This window comes from Streptomyces sp. NPDC027962, from assembly GCF_055566095.1.
In genome coordinates, this window is record NZ_JBVHTA010000094.1 from 1 (window position 1) to 3,951 (window position 3,951).

Below are 3,951 nucleotides of genomic sequence, written 5' to 3' on the forward strand. Positions count from 1 at the left end.
AACCCCAAGCCGTTCATCTGGACGAAGACCGCCGACGACATCCTCGACACCCTCGCCGCCTACTGCACACGAATTAACGACTCAGGACACTAGGGCGCGTATCGAGTCGTGATCAACGAATCGCGCCGTAGTGCCTTTGATCCAAATCCTTGAGGGCAGATCCCGAAGAATGGTCGACTCCCAGCTCGGGCAGGCCGGGCCGACGATCGCCGGAGTGCTCGCTTGCGAGCGCCTTACGTGGAACTCAGAGCGTCCAGCGATGCCACGGGAACGATGCCGTCCGCCCGACGAGCCAATGCCTCATCGATCGTGACCAGCGCATCGGCCTGAAGCCGCGTCACGGCGAGGTATTCGGCGTCCCCGATAGTGTCCCACCCCTGCTCCCGGGAGATCCGCCAGGCTGTGCGACGGGAGACCCGGTCGCCCAGCACCTGGGAGCCGTTGCTGCGGCTCGTCCAGGCCGCCAACGCGGACCGTCTGGCCGAGCCGGGCGGTTATGTGACGGGACAGATCAGCCACGGCAGTTGGAGTGTGCCCGTGCAGCGGATGCAATCCCTGCCGGGGCGGGCCGCCCAGTTCGAGGACATGCAGGACGAGTTCACGGCCGTGGAGTGCGTGCAGCGCGCGCTCAAGGCAGACGGTGTGGACGACGTCTCCTTCATGGTGGAGAGGGCGCCGGACGGGAAGACCATGCTCAGCCTCTTCGACGCGGGTCCGGCCGTGGAGCCCGGCTTCGGCAGTCCCTACCTGGGCGCGCTGCTCCTGGTCGAGGGCGCGGTCCCGGGGCCATGGCGCCGCCTTCCCGAACCGGTGCCCGGCGCGGGGCCGGCGCCGTCGGCGGACCCGGCACTGCTGGAGCGGACCCTTCGTGCGCGGATACCCGATGGGATCGGCGCCACGGAAGCGGAGATCGCCGAGACGGAGGCGCGTCTCGGCGTCGTGCTGCCCGAGGAGCTCAAGGTGCTCTACCGGGTGACACGGGCGAGGTGGGAGGACGAGGGCGGCGGCTACGAGGCGATGGAGCGCATCGCTCAAGCGGTCGGCTGCGAGCTCTTCACCCTGGACAGCGTGTTTGTCGCCGACGTGCAGTCCCGTCCGTGCCTCTGGGAGTTCGCCGCGATGGAAGCGGTCGAGACCGCGCCCGACGCCGCCGTGCAGGGGCTGGTGGGCTCGCCCGGCTGGATCGTCTTCGGCGACAACGGCGGCGGCGACCGGATCGCGGTCGACCTGACGCCGGGCCCGGGCGGGCACCTCGGGCAGATCGTCATGATCAGCCACGAGGAGAACACCGGTGCCGCCCTGATCGCCGACTCCCTCACCGACATGGTGCTCGATCGGGGGCCCGCGAAAGGCCACGGCGGCGGCAGCGAGGGCCGGCCGCCGGCGGTCGCCTGGGTGAACGCCCGCGGTGTGCCCAGTGTGGAGGCCGCCGCCCACCCCGGGCTGGAGGCCCTGAGCATCGGCGTGTGGGAGGACGAGCCGATCAGCCTCCGCCCCGTCATGGGGCTACCACGGCTGCGAACCCTCAGCGCCTACCCGGGTACGCTCGCCGACCCTCTGGAGATCGCCGAGCTGACCGGCCTCGAATACCTGGAGCTCGGGCCGGAGGAGTGGCGCGTCCTCCTCGACGCCGATGCCGTCCCGCGCAGCCTGTCGGCCGCCGCCATCGAGGTGCACGGCGATCGGCACCCGCTCCCGGTCGTGGCCCTCGCCAACGAACTCCTCGCCCTTTGGGACCGCCCCCGGATCAACCGGAAGATCCTCGAAGGACACCTTGACGGCCAGGGCGGCCTGGACACGGACGGCCATGGGGAGGCCCGGTGATCGAATCCGATGCCGGGAAAGCGCCCCCGGCCGCCCGGCGCAGAACAGATCGTCGCCGGGCGGCTGCGTCACGCGGTGGCGGCCGACTTGAGGGACGCGACGAAGGCGGTCCAGGCCGGGGCCGGGACGGTCAGGACCGGGCCGCTCGGGACCTTGGAGTCGCGGACGGGGACGACGCCCGTGTGGGCGTCGCAGACCTCGACGCAGTTGCCGCTGTCACCGTTGCTGTACGTGCTCTTGCGCCACGCGGCCGCGCCGGGGAAGGCCTCGGCGACTTCCACGCAGTTGCCGCCCGTGCCGTTGCTGTAGCTGCTCTTGCGCCAGACGGCCGTGCTCAAGTCAATCTCGTTGCTTGCCATGTCGGTCATCCTCAGCCGCTTGCTCGATCAGGGCGAGGGACGCCTCCGGAGGCAGCGCGGCGGCCCTGAGCAGATCGTACGACCTGCGGTACTCCTCAACGAGGGCCGGATCATCAATGGTGTCCCCGCTGTGCTGCGACTCCAAGTAGACCAGCGGCGGGGCATCGGGGAAAGCCATAATCGTGGCCGCGCCCATCATGAGGGGGTGCGGCCCACAGTTCCACGGAAGGATCTGTGGAACGATCCGGCGGCGTCGCGCCAACGCCGCGATGCGCTCCAGTTGTTCGGCCCACTGTTCCGGCGGCAGGATCGGCTGGCGCAGCAGCACCTCAGGCAGGATCGCCCAATACACGGGCGTCTTGTGGTTGTCCTCGAAGAGCCGGGCCCGCGCCATCCGGGCGGCGACCTTCTCCTCCACCTCGTCGTCGAGCGCCAGGGGCATTGCCGCCCGGACCAGCGCCCGCGCGTACGCGTCCGTCTGCAAGAGCCCCGGGATGAGCGTCGGGCACCACTCCTCGATGGTCTTGGCGTGCTTCTCCGCGTCCAATACCCGCTCGACGTAGCTCGCGTGGCCCCGCCGTTTCGCCCTCCGGACGTCCTCGCAACGCCGCCGGAAGAAGCCGTCCGTGCCGAGCACCCGGTCCACGTGCTCGGCCAATTCCGCCGGCATCCGGCGCGTGCCGCGTTCGATCTCACTGAGGTGGCTGGGGCCGTAGAAGCTGCCCTCCACCAGTTGCGTGAGGGTGAGCCCGGCCTCCTCCCGTTTCCACCGCAACTCGCTGCCGTAGAAGGTCGGAACGCCCGCCGACCCGTCGATGTCCTTGCGCTGCCCCATCGTCCCCACCGTCCTTGGTGCCGTTGCCGCCCGCTTCCCGGCGTTTCCCCGGCCCGTACCAACTGCGCCGCACATCAGGGCAGTTCAGAGCCGGTAGCCTGAACACTTTTCAAGCTACGTGTCTGATGGGCAGTGTGTGAGTGATTCGTCACAGAGCGCACTGGAAGGTGTGAACCCCCATGCACGACCAGCCCGACGCCCAGACCTGCGCCGAGGAGCTGCGGGCCGCCCTCGCCGCACACGGCATCACGCTGCCGTCCCTCGGTGTCGACCTGCCGACCTTCGCCGCTCGCTACCCGAACCGGCCGCTCATCGCGCTCGGCAACTGCAACCTGCTGACCGCCCGCGCGCTGGTCGCCGTTCTCCGCAAGGGGGCCGCATGATGCGACCACCCCTGACGCTGGCACTGTTCGCCACCCCGCAGGCCGTTGCCGCAGTGCGCAGCGCCCTGCGCGCGTACATGGGTGGTCCCTGCGCCGATCTCCAGCTCTGCGTGAGCGAGTTGCTGGCGAACGTTGTCCGGCACCTTGGTGAGGGCGTACTCGCGACCGTTCGGGTGGGCTGCGATCAGGACCGTACGCGACTGGAGGTCACCGACCCCGACCCGCGTGCTCTGCCCGTCCTGTGCGAAGCCGCCGCCGACGACGAGTCGGGCCGGGGTCTGGCATTGCTCGACGCGCTGACCCTGAGGTGGGGTGTGGACCGGGGGCCCGGCAGCAAGACCGTGTGGTGCGAGCTGGCGTCGGGGCCGTCAACGGGCGAGCGCGGAGGAGACCCGGGTCGGCCGGGAGGGCGGCAGGCTTGCGCTGTTCGCCACGGGTGACGCCCCCAAAGAGCGGGGTGCCGGGAATGTCCGTCGGGGTGATCACGGGCCGGGCGCTGTTGTACAGTCCGCGCCCCGTCGTGACGTAAGGAAAAGGTCCATGCGAACTC

General features: G+C 70.0%; 5 protein-coding genes. 3 read left to right on the plus strand and 2 right to left on the minus strand.

Going from position 1 to position 3,951, the window contains the following annotated elements:
- Positions 1-402: 402 nt before the first annotated feature.
- The gene (locus ACZ4SA_RS36700; RefSeq protein WP_468283127.1) at positions 403-1,824 is read left to right on the plus strand and encodes an SMI1/KNR4 family protein; all 1,422 of its coding nucleotides are present in this window, start codon (positions 403-405) and stop codon (positions 1,822-1,824) included.
- A 68-nt stretch (positions 1,825-1,892) separates the two neighbouring features.
- Here ACZ4SA_RS36700 and ACZ4SA_RS36705 read toward each other — a convergent pair whose 3' ends face one another.
- Both ACZ4SA_RS36705 and ACZ4SA_RS36710 read right to left on the minus strand, forming a co-directional pair.
- Positions 1,893-2,183: a DUF397 domain-containing protein gene (locus tag ACZ4SA_RS36705; protein ID WP_468283130.1), complete on the minus strand. Its 291-nt coding sequence runs from the start codon at positions 2,181-2,183 to the stop codon at positions 1,893-1,895.
- Positions 2,164-3,018: a helix-turn-helix domain-containing protein gene (locus ACZ4SA_RS36710; RefSeq protein WP_468283133.1), complete on the minus strand. Its 855-nt coding sequence runs from the start codon at positions 3,016-3,018 to the stop codon at positions 2,164-2,166. Before ACZ4SA_RS36710 ends, ACZ4SA_RS36705 begins: the two co-directional genes overlap by 20 nt.
- 179 nt (positions 3,019-3,197) lie before the next feature.
- On the opposite strand from ACZ4SA_RS36710, the gene ACZ4SA_RS36715 reads away from it, so the two are divergent.
- Positions 3,198-3,401 (plus strand): hypothetical protein, encoded by a 204-nt coding sequence (locus tag ACZ4SA_RS36715; RefSeq protein ID WP_468283136.1) that lies wholly within the window; start codon positions 3,198-3,200, stop codon positions 3,399-3,401.
- A complete protein-coding gene (locus tag ACZ4SA_RS36720) occupies positions 3,398-3,841 on the plus strand; it encodes an ATP-binding protein (RefSeq protein WP_468283139.1) in 444 nt (147 codons plus the stop codon). The genes ACZ4SA_RS36715 and ACZ4SA_RS36720 overlap by 4 nt, the downstream gene beginning before the upstream one ends.
- Positions 3,842-3,951 lie beyond the last annotated feature (110 nt).

What these genes read in the sequence shown, in the direction of transcription:
- ACZ4SA_RS36705 (WP_468283130.1), bottom strand. Translation starts at nt 2,183, where the DNA reads ATGGCAAGCAACGAGATTGACTTGAGCACGGCCGTCTGGCGCAAGAGC.
- ACZ4SA_RS36710 (WP_468283133.1), bottom strand. Translation starts at nt 3,018, where the DNA reads ATGGGGCAGCGCAAGGACATCGACGGGTCGGCGGGCGTTCCGACCTTC.
- ACZ4SA_RS36715 (WP_468283136.1), top strand. Translation starts at nt 3,198, where the DNA reads ATGCACGACCAGCCCGACGCCCAGACCTGCGCCGAGGAGCTGCGGGCC.
- ACZ4SA_RS36720 (WP_468283139.1), top strand. Translation starts at nt 3,398, where the DNA reads ATGATGCGACCACCCCTGACGCTGGCACTGTTCGCCACCCCGCAGGCC.